Origin of the sequence: Peribacillus sp. YIM B13481 (assembly GCF_042787985.1) — a bacterium.
Taxonomy (GTDB): domain Bacteria; phylum Bacillota; class Bacilli; order Bacillales; family DSM-1321; genus Peribacillus; species Peribacillus simplex_A.
The window spans coordinates 13,563-40,063 of sequence record NZ_JBHZPE010000030.1 but is presented as its reverse complement, the minus strand read 5'-3'; the positions used below and the strand labels follow the sequence as shown (position 1 = coordinate 40,063).

The following is a 26,501-nucleotide window of genomic DNA, read 5'->3' as shown; positions in this document are numbered from 1 at the left end:
CAGAAAAGACAATGCCATTTATTGTGATTATTTGAAAAAGGGCCTTCCTAAATGAAAAGGCCTTGGACAAAGCCGTACATGAGGAGATAAAACAGATGAAACATCCATATCTAAGTGAAGATCATGAGATTTTCCGCAAATCATTCCGAAAATTTTTGGAGAAAGAAGCAGTTCCCCACTATGAACAATGGGAAGAAGAGAAAATCATTCCCAGATCATTTTGGGTGAAAATGGGGAAACAGGGTTTTTTATGTCCGGATCTTGGTGAAGAGTATGGGGGTTCCGGGGTAGATTGGGGCTTTTCGGTCATTATTAATGAGGAATTGGAAAGAGTGGGTTCTGGTTTCATTGGTTTCGGACTACACAGTGACATCACTGTTCCTTATATTGCCGCATACGGAAATGGGTCGCAGAAACAGCGCTGGCTTCCAAAATGCACGACAGGGGAAATCATTACAGCCATCGCGATGACAGAGCCTGGAACAGGTTCGGATTTAGCCAATATTAAAACGACTGCGATTTTGGATGGAGATCATTACATATTAAATGGCCAAAAGACATTCATCACAAATGGCATTCATTCGGATTTGGTCATCGTTGCTTGTAAAACGGAACCAAGTGCCGTTCCGAAGCATAAAGGGGTTAGCTTAGTTGTGGTCGAAAGGGACACACCTGGATTTTCCAGGGGACGCAAACTGAAGAAACTTGGTTTGCACAGTCAGGATACAGCAGAACTCATCTTCGAGGATTGCCGTGTTCCAAAGGAAAACCTGCTTGGTGAAGAAGGCAACGGTTTTACTTACTTAATGGAGAAATTACAGCAGGAACGTCTTGTTGTTGCCATTTGTTCCCAAACGGCATCTGAGGATATGCTGGCCGATACGATCGAGTACGTGAAAAGCAGGGAAGCTTTCGGAAAATCCGTGAGCCAGTTTCAAAATACTCAATTCAAAATCGCTGAAATGGCAACCGAAATCAAAATGGGGCGTGTTTTCCTGGATCAATTGATCGCCAATCATATGGCGGGTGAACAGGTGGTCACGGAAGTGTCGATGGCAAAATGGCGCTTGACGGAGACTGCGAGAAAAATATCGATTGAATGCATGCAGCTCCATGGCGGCTATGGATATATGGAAGAATACAAGATTGCCAGAAGGTATCGGGATGTCCCGGTAGCAAGCATCTATGCCGGGACAAATGAAATCATGAAGAAAATCATCGCTAAGAATCTTGGCCTTAAATAAAGACAGGATGAGAAGGGAAGAGAGTATATGCGGGAAGTGGTTATCGTCGAAGGGATTCGCACGCCAGTCGGCAGAAGGAACGGTGTTTTGAAAGACGTTCGCCCAGATGATCTGGCAGGGGAAGTATTGAGGAAGCTGATTGAAAAGGCAGGCATTGATCCGTCTATTGTCGATGATGTCATTTTAGGTTGTGTTTCACAGGCTGGCGAACAGGCCGGTGATATAGCACGCGTTGCTGCACTGATTGCCGGTTTTCCGATTGAAGTTCCGGGAACGACGATTGATCGTCAATGCGGATCAAGTCAGCAGGCTGTCCATTTCGCTTCCCAAGCCATTTTGTCGGGAGATATGGATGTGGTAGTGGCGGGGGGAGTGGAAAACATGTCCCGAGTCCCTATGGGGTCTAATTATCAAGGAGCCGTAACGAGTCCAAAGTATTTAGAGAGCTATGAGGTGATCAATCAAGGTTTATCGGCTGAAAGAATTGCCGATAAGTGGGGAATAACACGTGAAGAATGTGATCAGTTTTCCGTTGAGAGTCATGGCAAAGCAATACGCGCTCAAAAAGAAGGCTATTTTGACCGTGAAATGATATCAGTAATTGGTACTGATAAGGAAGGGAATTATATGGAGGTTAAGGTAGATCAAGGTCCAAGGGCCGAAACTACGCTGGAAGTACTTGCTGGATTAAAAACGGTTTTTCAAGAAGACGGTTTAATCCATGCCGGTAATTCAAGCCAGATCAGTGACGGTGCTGCCGCTTTATTATTGATGGAACGCAGTAAAGCGGAAGAACTTGGATTGAAACCGCGCTTTAAAGTGCATACACGGGTTGTTGTCGGGTCAGATCCAACCCTGATGCTTACGGGCCCGATACCTGCCACTCAAAAGGCTTTGGAAAAAGCATGCCTTTCCATTGATGATATCGATGTCTTTGAAGTGAATGAGGCTTTCGCTCCTATCCCGATTGCCTGGCTAAAAGAAACGGGGGCAGACCCCATGAAGCTGAATCCAAATGGCGGGGCGATCGCCTTAGGTCATCCTCTTGGCGGAAGCGGTGCCCGATTGATGGTGTCGATGATCCATGAGTTAGAAAGAACAGGCGGCCGTTATGGGCTGCAAACAATGTGTGAGGGCCACGGCATGGCGAATGCCACCATAATTGAAAGATTGGACTGAAACGGGACCAACCGGTTATGAACATTGTAATTCGCACGAAAGTAATGCTGAAATAGGGATGAAACCGACCTTCGGCAGGATGGCCTGAACTCTTCCTGTTGATGGTGGGTTTACTTGAGGAGGAAAATGATATGTCAGTAACGATTAAAAATATCTTTGATCAGACGGTTCAGAATTTCCCCATAAAAGAGGCTATCTACGACGTGAGAAGAAATATCCGTTATACGTACATTCAGTGGAATGAGCAGGTGAATAGATTGGCGGCGGTCCTTCAAGCGGAAGGAGTGCGAAAAGGGGACAGGGTCTCTACATACCTTTACAACAATGAAGAGCTTGCCACCGCATTCTTTGCCTGTGCAAAAATCGGTGCAATCTTTAATCCAATCAACTTCCGCTTAATGCCAGAGGAGCTGGCCTTCATTTTAAGTGACGCTTCTCCAAAGGTCGTTATATTCGAACAAGAATTGGAATCGACCGTTGCCGCCGTTGAGAAGCGATTTCCGGAAACGGCTTTCTGGTTTATTGATGATGAAGTGCCTGGATATGCCAAAGGTTACCGCCAAAAAATGGCCAGTATCTCATCAAAGCCAGACGAAGTGGACGTTCACGAGGATGATGTTTATGCCATCATGTATACGAGCGGGACAACCGGATGTCCAAAAGGGGTCATTCACCTTCATAAAGATATGATCAAACAAGCAGCAATTTTAATAGAGGCCATGAAGTATGAACGCTCTGATATCGGTTTGATTACTGCACCGATGTTTCATTGTGCTGAATTGCATTGTTCCTTTTTACCTCGCGTACAGGTTGGTGCCACAAATGTCATATTACATCAGTTTAATCCCAAAAAGGTTATGGAAATGATTGAATCCGAGGGGATCACCAAGTTATTTGCTGTACCAACGATGTGGAACATGCTCATTCAGGAAAACTTGGATGAGTATAAATTCCAGAGCTTGAAGCTGGGGCTTTATGGAGCAGCCCCAATGGCCCCATCACTTGTACGTGCCTGTCAGGAGAAACTTGGCATCCAGTTCATCCAAGCTTATGGAATGACTGAAATGGGTCCGGCCATCACTCTCCTATTGGAAGATGATCAAATTAGGAAAGCGGGTTCTGCCGGCAAAGCATGTTTAGATCATGAAATCATCATTGCCCGTCCGAATGACGAAGGGCCATCAGATCCCGATGATATTTTGGAACCTGGGGAAACAGGTGAAATCCTTGTGAAAGGTCCATGTATTATGCAGGGGTACTTTCAAAAAGGTGGAGAGACAGAAAAAGCGCTATACAAAGGTTGGTACCATTCCGGTGACATCGGTTTCCTAGATGAAGATGGATATCTGTGGGTCAAGGACAGAGTGGACGACATGATTATCTCTGGTGGGGAAAATATATATCCACGTGAAGTGGAAGACACACTTTATGAGCATCATGGAGTTCTCGACTGTGCAGTACTTGGTCAGCCTGATGATAAATGGGGGGAAATTGTAACGGCCTTCATTGTAGCCAAAGACCCAACGCTTACGGAAACCGATTTAGAAACGTGGTGTAGGAACAGTGATACACTTGCGAACTATAAACGTCCAAGAAGATATATATTCTGTAATGATCTGCCTCGAAATGCAAGTGGGAAGATACAAAAATTCTTGCTTCGTAAACAGTTGGAAGAAAATGTTGATGGAAAAAGTTTGGGGAACCTTCTTTAATGCCGGAGGCAGTAGCCAAAAGGCCAAGATACAGCATAAATTTAACCCATGAAAATCAGCTTAGGCAGCAGCTGGTATGAATTGATTCTTTAGTTGAATTAGTAAATGCATAATAATCCTGTGGAACAAATCAAAGAGAGAGAATAGTTATCCACAACAAAAATGCAGAGTACTTAGAATAACATTCCCTTTATCCACATAATCCACAGGGTTATCCAGAAATAACATTATTTTCATGTTAATAAGGTGAGTTATTGTACTTATAGATTGTCGGTATTTTCAGAATATATCCACAATATACACAGGGTTGTGGATAAGCTATGTAAATAAAGAAAATATAAGGGGCTGATTTACAGCCCCTTGGTTAGTTTCTCCTGCTTATGAGCGGCGATTATGAGCACGGCGGTCAGCCGCATTTGCCCGGGCTTGTGCCTTGACGTCTTCCTGGTCAGCCAGTTCGGAAGAATATTCAACGTCAAGTCCGTCACTTTTCAGGTTTTTAGGAACCTGAGGAAGTTTTTGTTTGTTCTTATCTCGATTATGGTGTATGTTATTTCGTCCCATGTTAGCGCCCCCTAGAATAAAAAAATAAGCTGGAGATGAATTCACACTTATCATCTCCAGCTTATTTTGTGTTGAGTGGCTGTTCAAAATGTAAGGGAAAAAACTCCAAACTTAACGACGGGATTTCTTCTCGGTATATCCACCAGCTCGATCTGCTTTTTTAAATTCGCGAGCATAAAGAATTGCTTGGGTACTAGTTAAGTTACTTTTCTCTTTATCGTGTTTTTTGAGCAATTAGATCATCTCCATTTCACTTAATATCCCTATTTTTTCCTAAAATGACCCTTTCATACGTGAGAATCTTCTTTTAAGATATTTTGTAAAGCTTCTTTAAGGGTTGGAAAGGCGAAAATGAATCCTTCCTCTTTAAGTTTGATGGGAAGGACATTTTGTCCTTCAAGCACAAGTATGCTCATTTCCCCCAGCAGTTTCTTGAGGAAAAAGGGAGGTACAGGTAACCAATGGGGCCTGTGAAGGACAGCTCCTATCGTTTCCCCGAATGTATCCATCTGAACGGGGTCCGGTGCTGTAAAATTGACTGGACCATCTATCCTTGAATCGTTCATGCAAAAGATGATTGCACGGACAGCGTCATGAATATGAATCCAGGAAAGCCACTGATTCCCTTTACCCATCTTTCCTCCGCCGAAAAGTTTATAAGGTAGGACCATCATTGGCAATGCGCCTTCTTTTTCTCCCAGGATCACACCGAATCTTGTTAGGACGAACCTTTTACAGTAAGAGCGGGATTTAGCGGCTTCCTTTTCCCAAAGCTTAACAGTACGGACCAAGAAATCATCACCGATGGATTCAGAGGTTTCGGTAAATGTGTCATGGTCCGAAATACCATAATATCCGATTGCACTTGCGTTGATGATGACAGACACTTTTTCGGGCAGTATGGAAAGGATCCGGTTCATCTCTTTGGAAGCTTCGACCCTGCTTTCGACTATCCGGCGTTTTCTTTCAGGATTCCAACGCCCGCTGTTTAAAGATTCACCAGCAAGGTTAATGAAAACATCGAGCCCCTCCAACTGCTTTTCCGGCTTTGCGTCCTTGGTCAACCAGCCGATATATGTAGAATTTGTCCGTTTTTTGAACTTTTCGGGATGCCTGGTCAAAATATATATATCATGATTTTCTTTTGATAATTCATCAATAAGGGCTGTGCCGACAAAACCGCTTCCACCAGCAATGGCTATTTTCATGAAAACCACTTCCTTTCCCTATTCTTTTCTTCACTTTAACATGCCCATGTGCTTTTTTCATTTTTAGACATGCTATATCTAGAAATGGTACACGTAAACGGGTAAAGTAGGAATGGGGGTGGATTTTATGCCAAACATAACAAAAATAACAACCCAAAAAAAACGTAAAGATCGTTATAACATTTTCGTTGATGAAAAATATGCTTTCAGTGTGGACGAAGAAGTGCTATTGAAATTTCATTTGAAAAAGGGTATGGCACTCGATGGCCTGCTCCTGGCTGAAATACAATTTCATGATGAAATCCAAAAAGCATTTACTGATGCACTGAATTATTTATCATACCGGATGCGTTCGGAATCGGAAATTCGCCTTTATTTGAAAAAGAAGGAAACAGAAGAGCCGATTATAAAGGAAGCGATACATAAGCTATACAGCTTTAACTATTTAGACGACCTTGAATTTGCCAAGGCTTACGTACGGACCCATGTGAACGGAGGCAATAAAGGGCCCACTACCCTTAAGCTCGAGCTTAAGGAAAAAGGGGTACAAGAAAAGTTGGTTGTCGAGGCATTGAAGGAATACCCCTATGATATTCAAATTGAGCATGCAAGGAAACTTGCTGGAAAATCGGTCAAAAAGGAAAAAAACATTTCGGAACGGGCATTAAAGCTAAAAGTTGAACAAACCTTGTTACGGAAAGGTTTCCCGAGAGATGTCATCCTTGAAGCACTTGAAGATGTGGCGGTTGAAAAGGATGAAGATGAACAATGGGATTCTTTATGCCACCATGCCGAAAAAATGAAACGCAGATATAAAAACCATGAGGGCTTCGAATATGAACAAAAAATGAAGCAGGCATTATACCGAAAAGGTTTTCCAATAGAATTGATTGAGCGTTATCTTTCCAATCCTGAAATGGATTAAGTGCATCGATAGCCAAATCACAAAATTTTGTTTAATATAGAAGTAAATTAATATTTCATTTAAGGAGCCATATATATGAGCGACGTAAGATACAGCAAGTTGTCGGTCTATGAACTGCAGCAGGAAATTGCAGCATTGACTGAAAAAGCGAGAAAAGCAGAGCAATTGGGAATGGTTAATGAATTTTCTGTATTGGAACGGAAAGTGACGATGGCCAAGGCCTATTTATTAAATCCCGATGATTTCAAAAAAGGTGAAATATATCAAATTGAAGGCGATCCCGGTGTCTATTTCAAAATTGATTATATGAACGGTGTATTCGCCTGGGGTTACCGCTTGGGTGGAAGCGGTAAGGAAGAGGCACTGCCAATTTCAATGTTGAAATAAAAAGGAACCGGGAAGACCCCGATTCCTTTTGAATTGCCTTAATTCGATCGCTCGTTTGAGGCTTTCATTCGTTCTTGAGGGTGTGTATTAATACTTCCATCTGCACGCTTTGAAGCATATCTTGCCTTTGCACGAGGCTCGCCTTGGAATTTATTATTGTTTTGGTTGGGGAATCCTTTTTGTTTATTTCGCAAGTTTTTCTCCTCCAGGCATCAGATTTATGAAAGAAGCGTTTCCGCTTACCACTAGTATGGGTAAGGGACTGTATAGTTCATTCTGTAAAAATATTGGCAATGAGGTGGTTCTAATGAATGATTACCATGAAAGATTAACCAAGAAACTGCTTGAGAAAAATGATCACATCACGTATGAGCAAGCTTTGACTTGGGTGGAATTATTATGGGAAGATTTCGAAGCGACCTATGCAAAGGCTGGACATGAATATGCCGGAGAAGAAATGACATCACGTGTTGTTAGGACCTGGATCGATAACTACGGTGAGCATTTCCACGAATTCATTGCAAAAAATCCTAAATATCAACATTTATTAAATCAACAGAATCGATTGCATTAAAAAAGCTGATTCCAGAGGGATTCTCTGGAACCAGCCTTTTTTCAGGTAGGCAGCGACTACAAAATAATATTCAATTTCTTCTGCAACTTCGCTTCGCTAAAGATCCAACCGGTATACGAATTCAAGATATTCAAATCGCGGTCTAAATGGACTACTGCCACAAACGGGTAATAACCATTGCTGCGGTATCTTAAATCGATAAAACGGACTTCATAATATTCTTTTTTCTGCTCGATTTCAAAGCGGTAAACCGGAGAAAAGGACAGAAAGGCAGCCAAGTTGATATCCTTCTTGGCGACTTCAAGAATTTCACTTTCAGGTAATGGCACTCGATCAAACGTATCAAGAATCTTCACATACCCATTATCGGCTCGTGCCACATAATAATTCTTTTCGGTAATTACAGCAATTTTCCAGCGGTGAAAACGCATGGTCGGTGATAAAAGAATTTTCCTTGCTCCAGGAATTTGTTGCTTTACGGCTCTTTTAATGAAAGCCTGCTCCCTGAATCTGGAAATGTAATAAAGAACAAGTATTCCGTAAATCGAGAGAAATAAATAGCCTGGAGGAAATCCAAAGCCCCATAATATCAGGCCGGCAACATGTATTCCAAAAATGAACGGGTCGAATGTATTGATGACCCCTAAAGCTACCCATTTTGAAGAAATCGGCCTAAGAGCCTGGGTCCCATAAGCATTGAATATATCCACGAATACATGAAGGAATACGGCTAAAAAGGTCCAAAGCCAAAGGTGAAGGTAATTTGCTTCAGGTAGGATGGCGAAAAGTGCTCCGCTGATTATCAAGGGCCAAAGTAAAACAGCGGGAATGGAATGCGTGATTCCACGGTGATTTCGTATATATACAGCGTTATTCCTTAATTTTAAAACAGTGTCAATGTCTGGAGCTTGTGATCCCAATATCGTACCTGCAATGACTGCACTTGCAGTTACTGGGCTCTGCGCAATGACAGGATCTAATGTGGCAAGACCTCCAAGAGCAATTCCCATGACAAAGTGAGTACCTGTATCCAAAAAACTAACCTCCCTGCCACAATTTGAAAAAAATGGTCTTCTCTCATCATACCGTATTTATATATTAACCATCAAATGAATATAATTATCTTATTTTCGTGCCCCAATACAAATAAATGGATATGAACATGATATTAAAAAAAGAATGACCTACTATTGGTATTCCCATTTTTGATAAGAGTGTAACATCTTTGGAGGAACTGATGTGAAAGAAATAACGATCCCGACAATAGAAAAAATAAAAATTGATGATTTTCAGAAAGATTTAGTTAGCTGGTTTCTTGAAGAACAAAGAGAATTGCCATGGAGGGAAAATAAGGACCCTTATCGTGTTTGGGTTTCTGAAATAATGCTGCAGCAAACGAGAGTGGACACGGTGATTCCATATTTCAACCGGTTTGTTGAATGGTTTCCCACACTAGAGGATTTTGCCATTGCAGATGAAGAGAAAGTCTTAAAAGCTTGGGAGGGTCTCGGATATTATTCACGTGTAAGGAATCTGCATAGTGCCGTTCAGGAAGTGAAGTCTTCCTATAATGGGATTGTACCGGACGATCCCGAGGAAATTTCCAAATTGAAAGGTGTCGGCCCTTATACAGCTGGTGCGATTCTGAGTATCGCCTATGGCAAACCGGAGCCAGCCGTCGATGGAAACGTCATGCGTGTTTTATCAAGGATATTGATGATATATGAAGATATAGCAAAGCCAAAGACTAGAAAAACTTTCGAGGCTGCCGTAAGAAAGCTGATCGATCATGATCATACTTCTGCCTTCAATCAAGCATTGATGGAACTGGGGGCATTAATCTGCACACCAGGTAAGCCTGCCTGTCTATTATGTCCCGTTCAAAGTCATTGTCTTGCATTTGAAGCAGGGGTTCAGTCGGAACTGCCGGTAAAAATCCAAAAGAAAAAAACGCGGGATGTACCAATTGTGGCTGCCGTATTGACGAATGAAAAAGGTGAATTTTTGATTCACAAGCGGGCTTCTGAAGGATTGCTAGCGAATCTTTGGGAATATCTGAATTTCGAGAACCATTCATCCCTACAGCATAAAAGGGAATTCTTCGAGAATCGGTTTCAGGAAATGTATGGTGTCAAACCGGAAATTACAGAATCACTTGTGAGAATTGAACATGTTTTTTCGCATCTTGTTTGGAAAGTGGACACGTATGCCGGAATGATCAAAGAACCCATCAGTGAAGAGACATTAAAAGAACACCAACTCAAGTGGGTGAGTGAAGCAGAGATGGAGGAGTTTGCATTTCCGGTTTCCCACCAAAAAATGATAAAGGCCTATAAAGAAAAAGATCGTATTGAATAAAGGCTATTTAAATAAAGGTGCTAGTGAAATTTGGTATAATCAAAGAGGATATCCGCTAAGATATCCTCTTCTTTTGTTGATTTTTAATGTCATATCCGTATAAAATCAATCGTAAATGGTTTTCGTTCCATGAGTATAATCGGCTTCCTGCCTATTAAGTCCGCCCCTATTTTCAATTTCTTTGACGATTTCGCTATGGATACTCTGTCCTTCTTGGTTTAAATAAGGTACCATTTGTTGAAGGGAGTGATGAAAATAGGCTAGTTCACTATTTTCCCAATCCGATTTTTTCATCATCGACAACTCTGTCATATCACGTCCAACATACATAACAGTAACACTCCTTTTAAAAATGATTTTTATTACTCTGTGTTTACTCAGAAAGGATGAATAAACGAATGGAACAAAAAGTGGCACTCGTTACAGGTAGCAGTAAAGGTTTAGGTAGAAGCACGGCAATACGGCTTGCAGAGGAAGGGTACGACCTCGTTATTAATTATGCCCGGAGCAAGTCGAAAGCATTAGAAGTGGCAGCTGAAATTGAAGCGTTGGGGCGTAAAGCTCTTGTAGTCAAGGCAAATGTAGGCGACGTTGCGAAAGTGAAGAGCATGTTCGAGGAAATCGATGCTTATTATGGACGTTTGGACATCTTCATTAATAATGCGGCATCAGGAGTACAGCGGCCATTGATGGAGCTTGAAGAATCACATTGGAACTGGACTATGGACATCAATACAAAAGCCCTCCTTTTCTGTGCACAGGAAGCGGCGAAATTAATGGAGAGGAACGGCGGAGGGAAAATCGTCAGCATCAGTTCCCTAGGGTCCATTCGATATTTGAAAAATTATACAGCCGTCGGAGTATCGAAAGCGGCGCTTGAAGCATTGACAAGATATTTAGCTGTTGAACTGGCTTCAATGAATATTTGTGTCAATGCCGTTTCTGGCGGTGTGATCGATACGGATGCCCTGAAATCCTTTCCGAATCGGGATGAAATGCTTGCTGAGGCGGCAGAACAGACTCCTGCTGGACGGATGGTCGAGGTTGAAGATATGGTGAATACCATCTTGTTTTTAATTTCGGATGGAGCGAGTATGATTCGTGGACAAACCGTTATAGTTGATGGAGGCATTTCGTTGCTTGTTTAAAATAATTGGAAAAATTTAAATGTTATTAGTTGGATAACACTCCATCTTAATGGTTATCTTATTATCGTGGAGGTGATTATCAATGGCTAATAAGAATAAATCACAAGCTGGTACTGACGTTCAACAAGTGAGAAAGCAAAACGCGCAATCTCAGCAAGGTCAAGGCCAATTCGGTACTGAGTTTGCAAGTGAAACAAACGTTCAACAAGTAAGACAACAAAACGCGCAATCTCAGCAAAAAAAAGGTCAAGGTCAAGCTCAAGGTCAATTTGGTACGGAGTTTGCTTCTGAAACTAACGTTCAAGAAGTGAAACAACAAAACCAAAAATCTCAAAGCAATAAAAACCAAGGCTAATTGCTGTTTTAAAAACGAAAGGCATCCTTCTTTTGAAGGATGCTTTTCTTTTTTTGCCTCCATTGGATTCGACAAATGTTTCGTTGGGTTTACATTTTATGTCAAAGGAAAAAGCCGGATAAAAATAGAATATACATACTATAGAAAAAATACAGATTAGGAAGGTGCATTCATGGAGGAATTTAACCGGCTTATAAACAATCAGTTGAAAACGATGGATAAGCTTTTACTTTTACAATCCGAAATCGAAAGATGCCAAGATATAGAGAAGCAGCTCCTTGACCAGCGAGAGGAGAGTGAAGCAGTCAACATTCAGGAAGAGATTCAACTTAAAAAGCAGGAATTGAAAAGTATCCATGATATGTTCGAGAGGCAAACGGAGGAAGTCATCCGTTATTTTCAACAAGGACAGGCTGCAATACAATAAATAACTGGCTAATTTCTAAGTTAAAATGGGTGGATGGTCAGGCTTTTTTGACTTATTTACACATTTTCACAGGGAGATTAGCCACTTTTGTTTTAAATTTATGAATAAATCGCTATAATATAGGAATATAGGGTAAATGGAAAAAAGTATATATTTTAAATACACACAACAACTGCAAACGGAATAGGGCACAGTACGCTGTCAGGGTGTCTATAGAAAGTAGGGAGAGATAAATGGGGATTGTTCCTGCCGAAGGAGGAAAAATCCAAATCCATAGCTATAAACATAATGGACATATCCATCGTATCTGGGAAGAGACAACCGTTTTAAAAGGGACCCAAAATCTGGTGATAGCGGCGAATGATCGTACTATGGTAACGGAATCAGATGGAAGGACCTGGATTACGAGAGAGCCGGCGATTTGCTATTTTCATTCAAAGTATTGGTTTAATGTTATTGGTATGTTGAGAGAGGACGGGGTTTATTATTATTGCAACATCAGTTCCCCGTTCACATACGATTCGGGAGCATTGAAATACATTGATTATGACCTGGACATTAAAGTATTCCCAGATATGACGTTTAATTTGCTGGATGAGGATGAATATGAAAGGCATCGGAAAGAAATGAATTACCCAGATGCCATCGATTCAATATTGAAACAAAACGTAGACTATTTAATTTATATGATACGCCAGCGAAAAGGACCATTCTCCGCAGAGTTTATTGATAGTTGGTATGAACGCTTTTTGACCTACCGATGAAAGAAAAGCCTGCTGCTTAAATAGCAGGCTTTTTCTATTGTGTACCATACCTACCCACTGATCGGACCATCCTAGAAAGCAGAAATGATTTTTTAAAATATCCAGAATATCTTAAAACCCTTGCCTCCTATAAATGTGTATGAAAGATATTGAATGAAATCCTTTTGATAGTTAATCTTCGAAAAGGAAAATATAATTGAAAAGCGCATGTAAGATTCCAAGTAGGCTGTTATGGAATTTTTTTAATATTTTGATGTAATGAATCAGAGAAATGGAGGAATTCCGTGGAGAGCATTAAGAGATATTTGCAATTCGTTAAACCGTATAAATGGCAGATAACCGGGACGGTATTGATTGGACTGTTAAAGTTCGCGATTCCGCTTTTGCTTCCATTGCTCAGTAAGTATATAGTGGATGACATCATCGGAAATGGCGACCTGTCCAAAGCTGTGAAGTCCGAACGCCTTTTATGGGCAATGGGCATCATGCTGTTCATTTTTGTTGCGGTTAGACCGCCGATTGAGTATTACCGGCAGTATTTCGCTCAATGGACTGGAACGAAAATCTTATATGATATTCGAAATGATTTATTTACTCATATACAGAAACTGAGCTTTAAATATTACTCCAATACGAGAGTGGGCGAGGTCATCTCAAGGATGATCACGGATGTGGAACAAACGAAGAATTTTGTCATCACGGGTTTGATGAACCTTTGGCTGGATATAGCAACGATTATCATAGTGATAGCCATCATGTTTAAGATGGACGTGAAGTTAACCATTGTTTCCATCATCATGCTTCCATTTTATGCATTTTCAATTAAGCATTTTTTTGGCAAGCTAAGAACCTATACAAGGATCCGGTCACAAGCGTTAGCGGATGTACAGAGTCACCTTCATGAAAGGGTCTCAGGGATGTCAGTCATCAAAAGCTTTGCGATAGAAGACAGGGAACAGGAGTTGTTTGCGAAGCAAAACAAGAACTTCCTGGATAAGGCCCTAAAGCATACGAGTTGGAATGCTAAATCATTTGCTGTCGTGAATACGATTACGGACATTGCCCCCCTACTAGTGATAGGTTTTGCCGGTTATCAGGTTATTCATGAACAATTATCGCTTGGTACCATGGTTGCTTTCGTTGGTTTCATAGACCGACTTTATAATCCCCTAAGACGATTAGTTAACTCTTCGACGACAATGACCCAGACATTGGCATCCATGGACAGGGTTTTTGAGTTTGTGGATGAGAAGTATGATATTGATGATGAACCAGGGGCGAAAGAGCTGGAGCATGTAGACGGCAGAATTACCTTTCAGGATGTTTCGTTTGCGTATGACGAGAAAGAGGCATCCGTTTTAAAACATATAAATTTGGATGTTAAACCAGGAGAAACCATTGCACTTGTTGGGATGAGCGGCGGAGGGAAATCCTCGATCGTCAGTTTAATTTCCCGTTTCTATGATGTGACTGAGGGAAGAGTATTATTGGATGGGACGGATATCCGTAAATATCAAGTCCGCAGCCTAAGAGATAAAATCGGGATGGTGCTACAGGATAATATCCTATTTAGTGAATCGGTTAAGGCCAACATCCTTATGGGTCGGCCCGATGCAAGTGATGAAGAAGTATTCGAAGCCGCAAAGGCTGCGAATGCCCATGACTTCATTATTGGTCTAAAAGATGGGTATGAAACCAAAGTCGGAGAGCGGGGAGTCAAATTATCCGGAGGCCAAAAGCAACGGGTTGCCATTGCGAGGGTATTTTTGAAAAACCCGCCTATCCTTGTGCTGGATGAAGCCACATCCGCATTGGACTTGGAGAGTGAACACTATATCCAGGAGGCGCTTGATATTTTAGCGAAAAACCGGACCACCATCATCGTGGCCCATCGCTTATCGACCATCACACATGCCAATCGGATCGTCCATATCGATAATGGGGAAATTACGGAAACGGGAACACACGAAGAACTGATGAAAAAGCAAGGGCATTACTACAGCCTATTTCAAGTGCAACAATTGGATTCTTAAGGGGAAAGGGATGACCAGATTATTTCCCGTCGATGAAAAAATCCACAAGAAAGACCATTCCACTAACGGGAATGGTCTTTCTTATTATAATGATGAACTTTACTAACCGGGACGTACTCTTTATGAAATTCTTTTTTCATTCCGGAATTTTTTCCTGCCAGTAAGAAATTCCGGAAGATGCTTAATTCCCTCAGGCAAGGCGATGCCGACGATGATCAAGCACATACCGAACCATTGCAGTGACGTAACCTGTTCATTCAAGAAGATGACTGAAACGACCATCGCTGAAGGCAATTCCGCTGCACAAAGAATCGTTCCAAGCCCAACCCCCACTTTTGGCAAACTGACAGCAAAGAAAAAGAAAGGAACAAGAACACCCAAAGTGCCGAGTAACAAACCGTAGTACCATAGGTTCGTTTGGACAAGGTTCGTAACAAGCGTGACCGGATTAGTCGTAAATACAGCAGTCAGCATGGCACCCGTTGCAATGAAAAACAACCGTTTCATTGAAGATTCCCCAACTGCGAATTGAGAGTTGCAGTACATGTATAGCGCAAAAAGCAACGCAGACAATAGTCCGAACAATACTCCTTTTAGGCTTAGGGCAGATAGAGGCTGACCAAAGATTGCCCCTGCCAATAAGGTACCGATGAAGAGAACGAATATGGCTATGAGTTTATTTTTATCAGGGCGCCTTTTATTTAAGAAGCTTTCAATAAGGACGCCTATCCAAGTAAATTGAAATAAAAAGACAACGGCAATCGATGCGGGAAGCTCTGATACGGAAACGGCATATGCCTTTCCGACGAAAGTGGACATCATGCCCGTGAATAATAGTAATCCGGCACTCTTCCATGAAACTTTATATTTAAACGAAAAAAGAAATAAAACGGAGACAATCAGCCAACCGACGAGGTATTGACTGCCGACCAGCTCTCCAGAAGAATGGCCATCCATAAATCCAAACTTGATCATGGTGGATAATGTGCCATATGAGATCGAACCAATTAAGACCATTATGATATATTTCAAAAGTTGCATGTTTTTCACCCCTATAAAAATAAAAATCGCCACCTGCCAAAAAGGCAAGTGACGAACGAAAAAAGGAAATCCTTTTAAAATTCCGTCTCTCAACAAAAGCTGAGTTTAAAAAAATGTTTGGTGTTGCATTAACTTAGCTTAAATTCTTTGTGAATATTTGTCAACCAGAAAAATAAGTAAAGCCTGCAACTCGATCTTTAAGCTGAAGGCGTGTCAGAGGGCGGAGAGGATCCTTTCATGGCATATAAAACAAAAACCCCCAAAGGCAAATATGCCGGATAGGGGGGCGTGTTTCAGTCGCCATTTTGCTGGAAATCTTCCAATGTACCACGGTACTCTTCGTCTTTCATTTTGCGAAGGTTAGACTTTTTTTCTATAGGTGGCTCATCGTTAGGCTTTTGATTGTGAAGCTTGGAAAGTACCGAACGATAATCCTGGTCTTTCATTTTCAATTCATCATTGTCTGTTGGGGCGATTATTTCGGTAATGGGATCATCATCCGAAGAAGAAGCGGACTCTTCCAACGAGTTCTCTTCCTCCACAACTGGCTTATCTTCAGGTGTTAAGGCTTTGATATTGAATGTGATCAAACCCGTAATCGCTAAAATGGCAACGATGATAATTAGAATTATGCCCATTGAATCAAGCCTCCTAGAGCTCGTTTGTGAATGAACGGGTGACATGGGCTACCCGTTTTCCTAATGCTTCTCCAAGCTGTAAGTCATTTTTGGTAATGTTGTCATCCACACCGGGAGGGCAGCTTATCCCTACACCATAGTAGGAACCATATAAGGCGTTTTCCGGGACCGTACCGGGTAAACCGACAATGATCATGCCTTGATGAAGCATAGGGGTGATTAAGTTCAGCATGGTAGCCTCAAGCCCGCCATGTATGGTGGCAGTCGTACAGAACACAGCACCCACTTTATTGATCAGTGCACCTTCTGCCCATAGATATCCAAGTTTATCAATCCACGTTTTCAAGCTCGAACTGATGGTGCCGAAATGACCCGGACAGCCCCAAATGATGGCGTCCATTTCCGGAAGCTTATAGACATCCGCCTCGTTTACATGGTCAATGAGTACCTCAGCCCCAGGAACCGCAGCGGCACCTTGAGCTATTGATTCGGCAAGTGCCTTCGTATGGTTTCCTTCACTGTCATATACAACATAGATCTTCATCCTAATCCCCCCATTTAATTAAACCGATTTTTTTACTGGCGAAGGCAGCAAAGGTACATCCAATTTTTCTTGTTTAGCTTGTTTGATTGCTTTGTCCTTCCGAACGTCACGCAAAAACAGTGAGAGAACTATACCGGCAATAGCAAAACCTGTTGCCCAAAAGAATGCATCATTGATTCCCATTACATTTGCTTGACCCTGGATTTTTGAAGAAATCAGCGACATAGCAGTCTCCTGTGCCTGCTCACTAGTTTGATTCATCGAACTCATGATGGATTGAACGATTGATTGGAAATTCTGAACAAAACCAGGATCACTCGTACTCATTTCCGATCCTAAAGCAGTGCCATGGAAAGAAGCACGGGTTGTATAAATGGTCGTCACGAAGCTGGTACCAATGGCTCCGGTAACTTGTTTCAGCGTATTGCTCATAGCCGTACCATGTGTGTTCAAATGCTTAGGAAGCTGATTCATCCCAGCTGTCATGATTGGCATCATCAGTAAAGACATTCCAAGTGAGCGGATGGCATAGATGATGACCAAAGTAGAATAGGTAGTTTCCGTAGTCAATTTTGCGAACTCGAAGGTTGTAATGGCAGTAATCGCTAAACCAACAAGTGCTAATGGACGAGGCCCGACCTTGTCGAATAACGCTCCTGAAATGGGTGACATCACCATCATCACAAGGGCTCCGGGTAACATCAATAGACCGGATTGAACTGGTGTGAATCCTCGTAGAGTCTGTAAATATATAGGCAATAAGAATATCCCGGTAAACATGGCCACTGTAACGATGGCGGAAATGATATTCGATAATACGAACATGTCATACTTAAATACACGGAAGTCGAGCATAGGCGTTTCCGATTTTAACTGTTGAACCACAAATAGGGTCAGAAGGATAAGCCCAATGATGATGGTTCCCAGAACGATGGAATCCGTCCAGCCTTTGGATCCTGCTTCACTGACACCGTATAGTAACGATGCAACACCAATCAAGGATAGTGAGGCACCCATCAAATCCAATTTGATTTTCTTGGGTTCTGCTACATTACGCATACTTAAAAAGGCAAGTGTCATGATAATCATGCCTAATGGCACCATTGCGTAGAACATGACCCGCCAGCTATATTCCTGAATGACCCAACCTGATAAAGTCGGTCCGATGGCAGGGGCAAACATAATGGCCAGTCCAAAGATTCCCATTCCTTTCCCGCGCATTTCAGGAGGGAAGATGAAAAGAATGATCGTCATGACCAATGGCTGTAGAATCCCGCCCCCCGCCGCCTGAATCAGCCGACCTGTAAGGATGACGGGGAAATTTGGTGCGATGCCGCAGATGAATGTCCCGACGGTGAAAAGAAACATGGCTGCGATGAATAAGATCCGCGTGCCAAACCGTTCTATTAAAAAAGCGGACAGTGGAATCAAAGCCCCATTCACGAGCATGAATCCAGTTGATAACCATTGAATCGTAGTCGCAGCTACATTAAATTCGGCCATCATCCTCGGCATGGCGACACTAAGCAGGGTTTGATTCAAAATGACCATGAACAAACCTAGCATTAAGATAATTAACATGGGGGCAAACTGTTTCATTCCCTTGTTTTCATTTACTGATATTGTTTGAGAAGCCATTTAAGGAAAGCCTCCTTTCTATATAACTGTGTGTGCCGGTTTATTTTGTTGAAATTTTCACCTCTGCGTTCATACCAGGCAGAACTTTATCGGAGGGTGCTTTAATGGAAATTTTAACAGGTACTTTTTGAGTGACTTTCGTATAGTTTCCGCTGTTGTTTTGATTGCCCATCACTGAAAAGACGGACGTTGTAGCATAACCGATCTGTTCCAATGTACCTTCGAAAACAGTATCGGGATCTCCATCGATGATAATATCGACGCTGTCACCTTTTTCAATATCCTTCAATTTATTTTCTTCAATATTAGCTGTTATGGATAAATCATCCATATTGATAGTCTGAGCAAGAGTTTGACCAGCTTGAACTAGCTGCTCATCATGCACTTGTGATTTAACGATTGTACCTTGTGCTGCTGTTTTTACTGCTTCTTTTCCGTCTAAGGTGGTTACATAGGCAACTTTGTCATTCTTACTGACGCTGTCTCCTTCGTGTAAGTCCCAATCTGCTAATTTACCGGAAGCGGGGGCAACGATTGTATATAGATCTCCCGACACTTTCGCTTCATCCGTTTTAATGAAATTCGTACTTTCATAATAGTAATAAGCCCCACCGGCTACTACCGCTAATATAATAACCAAACCAATGACATTGATTAAAACTAAACGTCCTCTATTCACTTATTTCGCCTCCAAAAAATATTGATGATTGATTCTTGTAATCCATTGTTGATTCACTTTCATTAAATGACTTCACCTATGTGATTGCAGCCTCCTATATCCAATATATATTAGTTAACTTTAATAAATATTAATTTTCATAAATATTAATATTATTAAGTAAAGAGTTTACCAGTTTAATTTATTTTTGTCATGTAATTTATTCGGAAAAGGAGTGGAAAGTAAATACATAAAAATGGTTAAAATTTGAATTTCTTTTAGTTTTAAGGATATATGGAAAGTAAAGTTGACAATGGAATGTCATTTAATTAAATTTAAGAAGTAGGATTGTCCTATATAAGGAGTGAGAAGGCTGGATTTTAAATGGGAAGTAACCAATAGTATAGAAATGCAGATTTTCCGGATTAGGAAGAAGCTTGGGGCCATCGTAGCAAAAAATCTTCAGCCTTATGGATTAACGTCGCCACAGTTTTTCATATTATTAATATTGAAAAAAGAGGGGGCCATTAAGTCGACCCAGCTGGCTGACTTCTTAACGGTAAAGCCAAGTGCGATTACCGTATTTGTAGATAAGTTGGTCGAAATGGATTATGTGAAACGGCAGCCCTCCGAGAAGGATCGCAGGGTCATAAACCTAGAATTGAATGAGGCAGGGCAAGAAATTTTGGGGAGAGTTCTTGCGGAGCATAACCAATTGATGGGCAAAAACTTCAATTCATTCTCAGAAGAAGAGCTGCAGGATCTCTTGAAGAAATTGGATACGATTGAAAAGGCGGCTGATCAAAACCTTTTGGATGATTGAAAAAGGCGCATCCTCTAAATAGAGACGAAAAAAGACGGTTCCTAGGAACCGTCTTTTTAATCCTCTTCATACTGGACAGATATTTCGTTATCTTCCTTATGGAAGGACTGGAAGCTGACAATCAGCTTTTCAAGATGTTCCAATTGTTCGTCATATTCAATGACTGCAGAAATCAATGGAACAAGGCGGGCAGATAGGTGGCCCAGATCATCATGCATTTCGTCCACTTGATTCTGCTGTTCGAAAAAGTGGGCGAGCAGTTCTTTACGACTTAAACAATCCTGGTCCCAATCTTCAATCTCCTCGATGGATTTGATTTTTTCGATATGCAGCAATATCAATTGTTCATGCTTTCGAATCAAGGAATCAATCTGTTGTAGGATACTCCGTTGGAAATCTTCAGGCATTTGATATACTTCATTCTCGAATTTATGGACTCTCTTCAAGGTTTCAAACGCTTTTTTTGTTGTAATGATCATCTGTCGATAAACGACAAGCTTTCTTGCTTTGGCTATACTGTTCTTCTTGAAATATTCCCGTTCCTCTTTGTACATGGAATAGACTTGTTCCAGATCGAGTAACTCGGCCTTTAGTCGGCTGATGTCTTTTTTCAGTAAAGTGTGTTCTGTAGCATGTCTTGTGCTGATTCTGATCCATTTTAAGATGTCTTCCGTTACATCTGTGATGCGTGTATAAAGTTTAGCTTCATATTTTGGAGGAATGAAAACCAGATTCACGATAAAAGACGAAACGATTCCAAGCAAAACTGATGAGAGACGTATAAAGGCAAAATTCAGGAAATCCCCTTCCTGGTTTTCCATGATGGCAATTGCTGTCACGATGGAAAGGACTATCGTTTTATCCATTTTTAATTTTAGATTGATGGTTATGACAACCATCACGGCAAGACCGATAATAAAAATATCATTTCCGAACAACAAAACGAAGGAGACAGCAACCAACGCTCCAATGATATTTCCTTGAATTTGCTCCAGCACCGTTTGGTATGAACGGTAAATGGTCGGCTGTATTGCAAAAATTGCAGCAATCCCAGAAAGGACAGGAGCAGGAAGGTTAAGCAGTTCCGATATATAAAGCGCTAAAACAATTGCTATTCCTGTTTTGAGAATGCGGGCACCAAACTTCATATATAGGTTAATCCTTTCTTTGTGATGTAATTGATCATGGTAAGAAAAGGCTCTATTTATTTATAGGCTTTTGCTTAAAAATGTATTCTAACTTATTTGTTAGTACTTTACACTAAAATGAGAGGATGTAAACAAAAAGTAATATACAGGATTTTCCTTAAAGTTACAATAGGTAAACTCAAGTTTAATATATAAAGAAAATATAGGCAATTTCTTGATTGTTTTCAACTGTGTTTTTCTTCGTTTAAAAATTATCACATGGTATATGACTGAAAAAGCTGATGCTCTCGAATTGAAGAGCATCAGCTTTTTTTATAAACGAATATCAATTTAAATATATTTTCGGCATCACTCCGTGGATACAGCGGGATCTGCTTGTTCTTTAACTGGTACGACTTGAAGGAAGTGCTCTCCAGGATTTTGAAGCAGGGCCTCTAAGGAGGCTGCTTCTTCCGTTTGGCCATGATCTTTCAATAGGTCCGTGTATTTGCCGAGAAGTTCGGCCACGTCCTGCAGGCCTTTAGCAGATAGGGGCTCAATGGAAATCTTTGCCCCTTTTGCAACCCGCTTCTTAATGACCTCCTTGGTTAATCCAGATTCAGGCTGTTGCCGTAAATAAACGACACCGCCAGTCATCCCTGCGCAAATCCATGGACCTGGGTCGCCTAGAACCAAACCCCTTCCATTTGTCATATATTCAAAAGCGAATCCCTTAATATTGGAAGTCACCGCAATATTACCGGTTTCCTTTTCAGGAAGTGGTTGTTTCAATAATCCTCCAATGATCATATCAGCTCCGGATAGCCGGATTCCCGCCCTGGCATCGGCATCACCTTGGGCAATGAGGAGACCGTGCTGTGCACCGTATCCAAAGCCCTTACCGACAGAGCCATTGTAGAACTTCCCATCTTTTCCGGGAGATTTAAAGATGGCAATATTACCGCCAATTGATGTTTTGCCAATTCCATCCTGGGCGCCGCCATTCACGCTGATTGAAATCCCCTCCGTATTGTATGCCCCAAGTCCATTACCTGGGATGGAACCATCCTGGTAGGATAGGTGAACGGGAGGAAGTTTTTTGTATGATCCGTCAAGTCTTCCCCTGACGCGGTGACAGGACACCCTGCTGCCGAGTACGCGCTGTTCGGAAGTGATCGAGCTATAGTTGCGAGATTGCTGCAGATCATCTACATGAGAATCCAGATATTCAGCGCCAACGGCAACCTGCATGGAGCCTTCATTCAAATATGCCGCCGTTTCTTTATGTGAGAATGGTGTTATATCCAATTTTTTTAATAAATAGGTTAAATCCAGTGATTGTTGACCCTTAACTTGCTGAAGCAAATCAGAACGTCCGACGATATCCTGAAGATTCTTCACCCCAAGGGATCCAGTCAACGATTGGAGTTCTTTGGCAAATGCACTGAACATATTCGTTAAACCTTGAACGGCTAAATCAAATTTTCGTGGAACAAAACGCCGCAGCCCATGTTCTTTAGCTTGTGCTTCCGATTCGATTTGAGTGGCGATGCCCACATGGCAGGTATCAAGGTGACATCCGCGGCACGTTGTACAGCCGACGGCGATCATCGAAAGGGTCCCAAACCCTACGCGGTTTGCCCCAAGCAGCATTAATTTCAATACATCCATCGAGCTTTTTAACCCGCCATCAGCCCAAATTTCAACGGTCTGACGAATGCCTGACTCAAGCAGTGCGTTATGGGCAGCTTTTACACCAATCTCAACGGGTAGACCGACATGTGCGAGTGCATGAATCCTGGCAGCGCCTGTTCCGCCATCAAAACCAGAAAGCGTAATGATATCGGCCCCTGCTTTGGCGACGCCGACCGCAATCGTACCAATGTTTGGAACGACCGGTACTTTGACGGCAACTTTTGCTTTGTCGTTTGCCGTTTTTAACTCATGGATCATTTGGGCCAAATCTTCAATTGAGTATATATCATGGTTATTGGAAGGGGAGATCAAGTCGGAACCGATTGTTGCATTCCGGGCTTCCGCGATTTTCGCTGTGACCTTGGACCCGGGAAGGTGACCGCCTTCACCAGGTTTTGCCCCTTGCCCAATTTTAATTTCCAATAGATTTGAAGAGTTCAAGAGTTCTGCATTGACACCGAAACGGCCGGAAGCGATTTGCTGTCCGCGGGATTTCGGGTACTTGCCCAGCATATCCTTGATTTCCCCGCCCTCGCCATTCATGCTGATCATGCCTAATCGCTCGGCAGCTTCTGCATATGCCCGGAAAGCAACCTCATTTTGTGATCCAAAGGACATGGAGGCTATGACGAACGGCAATTCCTGTTCTCCGACGGAAAGGCTGACTTCTTCAGAAGGTATGGAAGCATCTGAAGGTTTTAATGATGTCAAATGGCGGATCGTCGTAGGATTGGACTCTTCCTGTTCGGTGATCTTTTCGCGATAAGCGTCATAGTCCCCAGTAGAAGCAACTTCCCCGATTGACTTCCAAATCCTTGGGAATAAGTGGAAGGTTTTTCCCATCCGTTCTTTTTCATTTCCGTAATCTTCCGCACGCTGGATGGCGTCGGCCTTGATTTTATCAAAATTGTAGTCCAGATCATTGGAGCCGAAGAAGTTAGCCACATTTAAATATTTCGCGATTTCCTCATGTAAACCGATGCTTGAGAAAAGTCTTCCGTAGCCTCGCAGCTCATGAATGCCGATGGTTGAGATAACTTTTTCAAGACCTTTCGTCAAGGAGTTATAAAGATTGGTAACCCCCTTAAGGTCATCTGAAGATAAGGAAAGGAACATATAATAAGGGCTGATTAAGTTGGCCCCAAGACCATAAGAAACGATGATATCATGCAGTGACCTTAGCGATGCGGAACGTAACAGGATGGAACAATCCCTCCGCTTGCCAGTTCGGACCAATGCTTGATCGACGGAAGAAGTGACAAGGTGTGGATCAAGCCAAAAGTTGCCGTTTTGATGTGCAAGTGCATCATCCAATACGATAAGCGTCTTTCCTTCATCCACTGCATTGACACTTTCATCAGTAATCCTCGTCAAAGCATCCGTGATGCTTTCATCCTCTTTGAACGTGCTTGAAATGAAATGCACGAGTTTTTGATCTTGGTAATATTTAATGAACTGGTCATAGCTTGGCTGCGATACGATAGATGAGCACTCATAACCCATTAATCCTTCAATCAATAAGGGGGTCAGCAGCTCTGTAACCTTTCCGGCCTTATTTGCTTCGAATAGGGAAGGCCGTTTTCCGATGATGGTTCGTGTTGAGAAGTGCTCGGTTTCCCGGTCCCGGTCGATTGCTGGGTTTGTTACAACGGCCACGCTTTCCTTAATGAAATCCGCAATGTTGGTCCGTTGGGGATTAAGTGCTGCCAGTGGCGCATCGTGACCAAGTGAACGAATGGGTTCGGCCCCTTTTTCGGCCATCTGTTCCACTAATTGAACATGCTCCCTTTCCCATCCAAAGGCTTTATACTGTCCATTATGAATGGCTTGCGCGTTTGACATGGAGACAACCTTTTCAAAGACTTGCGGCTGCAGGCGGACCCGGTCATTGGAAAGAACGAAACGATTATTGAAGAGTTCAAATACTTTATCCTGGTAATCCTTGTATGTGTACAGTTCAATACTGTCGCCGTTCCATTTCAAACCCACTTTTTCCCCAGGGCCCATCGGTTTCGGATTTCCGGTATATTCACTGGAAGGGATGATTCCTGGTTCGGAAGTGAACATATAGGATGATTCCGTTTCAATATTCCATAATGGGCGCAGGCCTAAAGAATCGACAGAGAACACGGCTTCATCGCCGAAACGGGAGATGATTCCGGCTGGACCTTGTGCAAAATGACCCCATGCCTCCCGTAAATACGTATATAAGTCTTGTAAGTGATCGGGGTATTCCTTGATTTCATTAATGATTGGGGGGAACATAAGGTCGACAGCTTCAAATAAAGAGTAGCCATGACGGCAGATGAAAGTTTCGATCGACTTGTTTAAATCCTGTGAGTCGCTTCCGTCTTTAGCGATTGGAACACCGATCATTTTCGCTTCATCACGCAATTTGGCAATCGTATTGATTTCGCCATTATGGCCAAGTACACTGAAAGGCTGAACCCGGAAGAAGCTTGATAGTGTATTGGTTGAAAAACGATTATGACCCAGTGTCATGGTGGAGGCAGCTAAAGGGTCCGCAAGATCAAGATAATAGGAAGGAAGCGTATCCCCCGCACCCATCACTTTGTAGACCGCATGATGCTGGCTTAGCGATGCAACATGGATAAAATCACTTTTTTCGATGTCGGAAGTCAGCTCAAAAAGAACATTTGAAAGCTCCTGGTTGTTTTCGATGGCGGAGGAACAGGCAAATTGCCAGAACACTGGGTCTTCTTGAATGGCAATCGGTCCCAATGCCTCAGAACGGTAAGCTTTATCCGTTTCGAATATCAAGGAGAGACCATGTTGAAGCAGTTTCTCCTTGACTTCGATTTTTAAGTCGTTCGCATCCGTTTTTTTGCTTAAAAATAAGTGACCGACTATGAAGGAATCTTTATCGACGATGCTTGAATCGATATTTACAGCTTCAAGCTTCTTTTTCCAAAGAGCCCGGGGAATATCGATATGGATGCCGGCGCCATCGCCCTCACCATTGATGAAGCCGCAGCGATGGTTCATTTTAACCAGGGCGTCGATACAGGCAAAGATGTTTTCGTTAGTAGGGATCTTCTTTTTTTCGATACAGGAAACGATTCCGCAAGCATCATGTTCTTCCCTGTAAAATTCTTTGAATGTAGCAGGTGTCCATTTTTGGGTCATATGTGTGGCTTGAATAAGGTTACCCTTATTTTCGGCCTTTCACCTCCTGTAGCATTTGTTTTATGGGGGGATATTAGTAAACCCGAACAATTGTCCAAGTTCTGATAGATTGAAAGAAAATGTATAAATGTATATAAATGTATCCATATCATATCATTTAAATATTCAGAAATCAATTTTTTATACAATGGATTGGATGCTGTGATTGATGGCACTTTTGTGGGGAATGGCTAAAAAGGCTAACTTTAAAGATTTATTACCCGGGAATAAGAAACCCCCAAGATTGATGTGCATCCTGGGGGGTGTATAAAA

26 protein-coding genes are annotated in these 26,501 nt (G+C 42.1%); 13 read left to right on the top strand and 13 right to left on the bottom strand.

What is annotated here, in order from left to right:
- Positions 1 to 95 precede the first annotated feature (95 nt).
- The 3 genes from ACFX4X_RS16725 to ACFX4X_RS16715 all read left to right on the top strand — a co-directional run bounded on the left by ACFX4X_RS16725 (position 96) and on the right by ACFX4X_RS16715 (position 4,135).
- The gene (locus ACFX4X_RS16725; protein ID WP_377384836.1) at positions 96 to 1,244 is read left to right on the top strand and encodes an acyl-CoA dehydrogenase family protein; all 1,149 of its coding nucleotides are present in this window, start codon (positions 96 to 98) and stop codon (positions 1,242 to 1,244) included.
- A 27-nt stretch (positions 1,245 to 1,271) separates the two neighbouring features.
- Positions 1,272 to 2,423 carry a thiolase family protein gene (locus tag ACFX4X_RS16720; protein ID WP_377384834.1) on the top strand — a complete coding sequence of 384 codons (1,152 nt, stop codon included), beginning with the start codon at positions 1,272 to 1,274 and terminating at the stop codon, positions 2,421 to 2,423.
- A 131-nt stretch (positions 2,424 to 2,554) separates the two neighbouring features.
- On the top strand, positions 2,555 to 4,135 hold the full coding sequence (locus ACFX4X_RS16715) for a fatty acid--CoA ligase (RefSeq protein WP_377384832.1): 1,581 nt from the start codon (positions 2,555 to 2,557) through the stop codon (positions 4,133 to 4,135).
- Positions 4,136 to 4,513: 378 nt separating this feature from the next.
- Here the strand turns inward: ACFX4X_RS16715 and ACFX4X_RS16710 are convergent, their stop codons facing one another.
- The 3 genes from ACFX4X_RS16710 to ACFX4X_RS16700 form a co-directional block, all read right to left on the bottom strand.
- The gene (locus tag ACFX4X_RS16710; RefSeq protein ID WP_061461725.1) at positions 4,514 to 4,699 is read right to left on the bottom strand and encodes a YfhD family protein; all 186 of its coding nucleotides are present in this window, start codon (positions 4,697 to 4,699) and stop codon (positions 4,514 to 4,516) included.
- Between the two features lie 111 nt (positions 4,700 to 4,810).
- Entirely contained in the window at positions 4,811 to 4,933 is a 123-nt protein-coding gene (locus tag ACFX4X_RS16705) for a YfhE family protein (RefSeq protein ID WP_081088510.1), read from the bottom strand.
- A gap of 53 nt (positions 4,934 to 4,986) precedes the next feature.
- On the bottom strand, positions 4,987 to 5,907 hold the full coding sequence (locus ACFX4X_RS16700; RefSeq protein WP_377384830.1) for a TIGR01777 family oxidoreductase: 921 nt from the start codon (positions 5,905 to 5,907) through the stop codon (positions 4,987 to 4,989).
- A 127-nt stretch (positions 5,908 to 6,034) separates the two neighbouring features.
- Here ACFX4X_RS16700 and recX point away from each other — a divergent pair, with 127 nt between their 5' ends.
- Together recX and ACFX4X_RS16690 are read left to right on the top strand one after the other, a co-directional pair.
- The gene (gene recX, locus ACFX4X_RS16695; protein WP_061461727.1) at positions 6,035 to 6,832 is read left to right on the top strand and encodes a recombination regulator RecX; all 798 of its coding nucleotides are present in this window, start codon (positions 6,035 to 6,037) and stop codon (positions 6,830 to 6,832) included.
- Positions 6,833 to 6,907: 75 nt separating this feature from the next.
- Positions 6,908 to 7,219, top strand: coding sequence for a YfhH family protein (locus ACFX4X_RS16690; protein WP_061461728.1), 312 nt, complete (start codon positions 6,908 to 6,910; stop codon positions 7,217 to 7,219).
- A 38-nt stretch (positions 7,220 to 7,257) separates the two neighbouring features.
- Here ACFX4X_RS16690 and ACFX4X_RS16685 read toward each other — a convergent pair whose 3' ends face one another.
- Entirely contained in the window at positions 7,258 to 7,413 is a 156-nt protein-coding gene (locus tag ACFX4X_RS16685) for a small, acid-soluble spore protein K (protein WP_034305387.1), read from the bottom strand.
- A gap of 113 nt (positions 7,414 to 7,526) precedes the next feature.
- On the opposite strand from ACFX4X_RS16685, the gene ACFX4X_RS16680 reads away from it, so the two are divergent.
- Positions 7,527 to 7,793, top strand: a complete 267-nt coding sequence (locus ACFX4X_RS16680; RefSeq protein WP_061461729.1) for a YfhJ family protein — start codon at positions 7,527 to 7,529, stop codon at positions 7,791 to 7,793.
- 56 nt (positions 7,794 to 7,849) lie between these two features.
- Here ACFX4X_RS16680 and ACFX4X_RS16675 read toward each other — a convergent pair whose 3' ends face one another.
- Positions 7,850 to 8,827 (bottom strand): metal-dependent hydrolase, encoded by a 978-nt coding sequence (locus ACFX4X_RS16675; RefSeq protein ID WP_284471730.1) that lies wholly within the window; start codon positions 8,825 to 8,827, stop codon positions 7,850 to 7,852.
- Positions 8,828 to 9,032: 205 nt separating this feature from the next.
- On the opposite strand from ACFX4X_RS16675, the gene mutY reads away from it, so the two are divergent.
- Positions 9,033 to 10,151 (top strand): A/G-specific adenine glycosylase, encoded by a 1,119-nt coding sequence (gene mutY, locus ACFX4X_RS16670; protein WP_125163531.1) that lies wholly within the window; start codon positions 9,033 to 9,035, stop codon positions 10,149 to 10,151.
- A 105-nt stretch (positions 10,152 to 10,256) separates the two neighbouring features.
- Here the strand turns inward: mutY and ACFX4X_RS16665 are convergent, their stop codons facing one another.
- Positions 10,257 to 10,481, bottom strand: coding sequence for a hypothetical protein (locus tag ACFX4X_RS16665; RefSeq protein ID WP_061461732.1), 225 nt, complete (start codon positions 10,479 to 10,481; stop codon positions 10,257 to 10,259).
- Between the two features lie 68 nt (positions 10,482 to 10,549).
- Between ACFX4X_RS16665 and fabL the strand changes: the two genes are divergently transcribed.
- The 5 genes from fabL to ACFX4X_RS16640 all read left to right on the top strand — a co-directional run bounded on the left by fabL (position 10,550) and on the right by ACFX4X_RS16640 (position 14,878).
- The gene (gene fabL / locus ACFX4X_RS16660; protein ID WP_061461733.1) at positions 10,550 to 11,299 is read left to right on the top strand and encodes an enoyl-[acyl-carrier-protein] reductase FabL; all 750 of its coding nucleotides are present in this window, start codon (positions 10,550 to 10,552) and stop codon (positions 11,297 to 11,299) included.
- 82 nt (positions 11,300 to 11,381) lie between these two features.
- Positions 11,382 to 11,654: a gamma-type small acid-soluble spore protein gene (locus tag ACFX4X_RS16655; protein WP_377384826.1), complete on the top strand. Its 273-nt coding sequence runs from the start codon at positions 11,382 to 11,384 to the stop codon at positions 11,652 to 11,654.
- 172 nt (positions 11,655 to 11,826) lie between these two features.
- Entirely contained in the window at positions 11,827 to 12,081 is a 255-nt protein-coding gene (locus ACFX4X_RS16650) for a YgaB family protein (protein ID WP_377384824.1), read from the top strand.
- 233 nt (positions 12,082 to 12,314) lie between these two features.
- Positions 12,315 to 12,845 (top strand): nucleoside tri-diphosphate phosphatase, encoded by a 531-nt coding sequence (gene ntdP, locus ACFX4X_RS16645; RefSeq protein ID WP_048685440.1) that lies wholly within the window; start codon positions 12,315 to 12,317, stop codon positions 12,843 to 12,845.
- Positions 12,846 to 13,129: 284 nt separating this feature from the next.
- The gene (locus tag ACFX4X_RS16640; protein ID WP_317778123.1) at positions 13,130 to 14,878 is read left to right on the top strand and encodes an ABC transporter ATP-binding protein; all 1,749 of its coding nucleotides are present in this window, start codon (positions 13,130 to 13,132) and stop codon (positions 14,876 to 14,878) included.
- Positions 14,879 to 14,998: 120 nt separating this feature from the next.
- Here ACFX4X_RS16640 and ACFX4X_RS16635 read toward each other — a convergent pair whose 3' ends face one another.
- The 5 genes from ACFX4X_RS16635 to ACFX4X_RS16615 all read right to left on the bottom strand — a co-directional run bounded on the left by ACFX4X_RS16635 (position 14,999) and on the right by ACFX4X_RS16615 (position 19,418).
- Positions 14,999 to 15,919 (bottom strand): EamA family transporter, encoded by a 921-nt coding sequence (locus ACFX4X_RS16635; RefSeq protein ID WP_377384822.1) that lies wholly within the window; start codon positions 15,917 to 15,919, stop codon positions 14,999 to 15,001.
- A gap of 293 nt (positions 15,920 to 16,212) precedes the next feature.
- Positions 16,213 to 16,557 (bottom strand): hypothetical protein, encoded by a 345-nt coding sequence (locus ACFX4X_RS16630; RefSeq protein WP_377384820.1) that lies wholly within the window; start codon positions 16,555 to 16,557, stop codon positions 16,213 to 16,215.
- 13 nt (positions 16,558 to 16,570) lie between these two features.
- The gene (locus ACFX4X_RS16625) at positions 16,571 to 17,101 is read right to left on the bottom strand and encodes an NAD(P)H-dependent oxidoreductase (RefSeq protein ID WP_061461739.1); all 531 of its coding nucleotides are present in this window, start codon (positions 17,099 to 17,101) and stop codon (positions 16,571 to 16,573) included.
- Positions 17,102 to 17,119: 18 nt separating this feature from the next.
- Positions 17,120 to 18,724, bottom strand: coding sequence for a DHA2 family efflux MFS transporter permease subunit (locus tag ACFX4X_RS16620; RefSeq protein ID WP_377384857.1), 1,605 nt, complete (start codon positions 18,722 to 18,724; stop codon positions 17,120 to 17,122).
- Positions 18,725 to 18,779: 55 nt separating this feature from the next.
- On the bottom strand, positions 18,780 to 19,418 hold the full coding sequence (locus ACFX4X_RS16615; protein ID WP_061461741.1) for a biotin/lipoyl-containing protein: 639 nt from the start codon (positions 19,416 to 19,418) through the stop codon (positions 18,780 to 18,782).
- A 343-nt stretch (positions 19,419 to 19,761) separates the two neighbouring features.
- Here ACFX4X_RS16615 and ACFX4X_RS16610 point away from each other — a divergent pair, with 343 nt between their 5' ends.
- Complete coding sequence (locus tag ACFX4X_RS16610) at positions 19,762 to 20,220, top strand: MarR family winged helix-turn-helix transcriptional regulator (protein WP_377384817.1); 459 nt, start codon at positions 19,762 to 19,764, stop codon at positions 20,218 to 20,220.
- A 56-nt stretch (positions 20,221 to 20,276) separates the two neighbouring features.
- Here the strand turns inward: ACFX4X_RS16610 and ACFX4X_RS16605 are convergent, their stop codons facing one another.
- A complete protein-coding gene (locus tag ACFX4X_RS16605; protein ID WP_284471723.1) occupies positions 20,277 to 21,368 on the bottom strand; it encodes an FUSC family protein in 1,092 nt (363 codons plus the stop codon).
- Between the two features lie 348 nt (positions 21,369 to 21,716).
- Complete coding sequence (locus ACFX4X_RS16600; protein WP_377384815.1) at positions 21,717 to 26,189, bottom strand: glutamate synthase-related protein; 4,473 nt, start codon at positions 26,187 to 26,189, stop codon at positions 21,717 to 21,719.
- Positions 26,190 to 26,501: the final 312 nt, after the last annotated feature.

What these genes read in the sequence shown, in the direction of transcription:
- ACFX4X_RS16650 (WP_377384824.1), top strand. Translation starts at nt 11,827, where the DNA reads ATGGAGGAATTTAACCGGCTTATAAACAATCAGTTGAAAACGATGGAT.
- ACFX4X_RS16710 (WP_061461725.1), bottom strand. Translation starts at nt 4,699, where the DNA reads ATGGGACGAAATAACATACACCATAATCGAGATAAGAACAAACAAAAA.
- ACFX4X_RS16605 (WP_284471723.1), bottom strand. Translation starts at nt 21,368, where the DNA reads ATGAAGTTTGGTGCCCGCATTCTCAAAACAGGAATAGCAATTGTTTTA.
- ACFX4X_RS16680 (WP_061461729.1), top strand. Translation starts at nt 7,527, where the DNA reads ATGAATGATTACCATGAAAGATTAACCAAGAAACTGCTTGAGAAAAAT.
- ACFX4X_RS16725 (WP_377384836.1), top strand. Translation starts at nt 96, where the DNA reads ATGAAACATCCATATCTAAGTGAAGATCATGAGATTTTCCGCAAATCA.
- recX (WP_061461727.1), top strand. Translation starts at nt 6,035, where the DNA reads ATGCCAAACATAACAAAAATAACAACCCAAAAAAAACGTAAAGATCGT.
- ACFX4X_RS16630 (WP_377384820.1), bottom strand. Translation starts at nt 16,557, where the DNA reads ATGGGCATAATTCTAATTATCATCGTTGCCATTTTAGCGATTACGGGT.
- ACFX4X_RS16600 (WP_377384815.1), bottom strand. Translation starts at nt 26,189, where the DNA reads ATGACCCAAAAATGGACACCTGCTACATTCAAAGAATTTTACAGGGAA.
- ACFX4X_RS16720 (WP_377384834.1), top strand. Translation starts at nt 1,272, where the DNA reads ATGCGGGAAGTGGTTATCGTCGAAGGGATTCGCACGCCAGTCGGCAGA.
- fabL (WP_061461733.1), top strand. Translation starts at nt 10,550, where the DNA reads ATGGAACAAAAAGTGGCACTCGTTACAGGTAGCAGTAAAGGTTTAGGT.
- ntdP (WP_048685440.1), top strand. Translation starts at nt 12,315, where the DNA reads ATGGGGATTGTTCCTGCCGAAGGAGGAAAAATCCAAATCCATAGCTAT.
- ACFX4X_RS16715 (WP_377384832.1), top strand. Translation starts at nt 2,555, where the DNA reads ATGTCAGTAACGATTAAAAATATCTTTGATCAGACGGTTCAGAATTTC.
- ACFX4X_RS16625 (WP_061461739.1), bottom strand. Translation starts at nt 17,101, where the DNA reads ATGAAGATCTATGTTGTATATGACAGTGAAGGAAACCATACGAAGGCA.
- ACFX4X_RS16690 (WP_061461728.1), top strand. Translation starts at nt 6,908, where the DNA reads ATGAGCGACGTAAGATACAGCAAGTTGTCGGTCTATGAACTGCAGCAG.
- ACFX4X_RS16700 (WP_377384830.1), bottom strand. Translation starts at nt 5,907, where the DNA reads ATGAAAATAGCCATTGCTGGTGGAAGCGGTTTTGTCGGCACAGCCCTT.
- ACFX4X_RS16665 (WP_061461732.1), bottom strand. Translation starts at nt 10,481, where the DNA reads ATGTATGTTGGACGTGATATGACAGAGTTGTCGATGATGAAAAAATCG.
- ACFX4X_RS16655 (WP_377384826.1), top strand. Translation starts at nt 11,382, where the DNA reads ATGGCTAATAAGAATAAATCACAAGCTGGTACTGACGTTCAACAAGTG.
- ACFX4X_RS16635 (WP_377384822.1), bottom strand. Translation starts at nt 15,919, where the DNA reads ATGCAACTTTTGAAATATATCATAATGGTCTTAATTGGTTCGATCTCA.